The sequence below is a fragment of the Leifsonia sp. SIMBA_070 genome, assembly GCF_046534635.1.
Taxonomy (GTDB): domain Bacteria; phylum Actinomycetota; class Actinomycetes; order Actinomycetales; family Microbacteriaceae; genus Leifsonia.
The window spans coordinates 1-720 of record NZ_JAWRYK010000011.1 but is presented as its reverse complement, the minus strand read 5'-3'; the positions used below and the strand labels follow the sequence as shown (position 1 = coordinate 720).

The following is a 720-nucleotide window of genomic DNA, read 5'->3' as shown; positions in this document are numbered from 1 at the left end:
CAGCCCGTCGTGGTAGAACCGCAGGTCCATGGGCTGCGCCTGCGGGGAATACAACCACTGGGTGACTTCGGCTGCCGGTCCGTCCGCATTCCGGATATCAATTCCGGCCGGGTAGGACTTCCAGAAGTCCCGCAGCCCCACGCCAAAGCCGCCGCCGGGCGTACCCAGATAGGCGAAACCCTCAGCCCGGGTTCCGGTGGTGATCCCTATCCAGGGATGGTTTGGGCCGGTGCGTTTCTGCAGGGTGAATCCGTCGCTGGTGAGTTGGGACAGCGAGTAGTCCGGCCACGCCGGAATGAGGTTCAACCGCTGGCCGACTTCAGGATTCCAGTCCGCCGGGTCTGAGGTGGCCGCTCCGCTGATCTGGGCGGCCCGTACATCGGATCCGGGATCACGGCGCAGGCCGGTGATGCCGCGCACGGCTTCGATGAGGAACCCGCCGTCAGCGCCGGCGATGCGCACATGGCGGTCATGCAGGTGTCCCTGCAGCGGCACGGTGAAGCGGATGCCCAGGCCGGCGAGGAAATCCCGGTGTTCATCCCCGTCCCAGGTGAAGGAGTGCATCATCCGGATGCTCCTGGCGCCTTCGTGGAAGTACAGGCGGATCACAAAGGGCAGCCAGTCCCGTCCATTGCCGCTGTGCGTCCCGTTTATGCGCACCACAACGCGGGCCGGACCATCGGATTCGACGACGGCGCCCAGCACGGTGGATTCGTAGGC

At 65.8% G+C, this 720-nt stretch carries 1 pseudogene; it reads right to left on the bottom strand.

Annotation, left to right across the window (positions count from 1 at the left end):
- Positions 1-705, bottom strand: a pseudogene (locus tag SB754_RS19150) (Tat pathway signal sequence domain protein); the annotation flags it as partial.
- Positions 706-720: the final 15 nt, after the last annotated feature.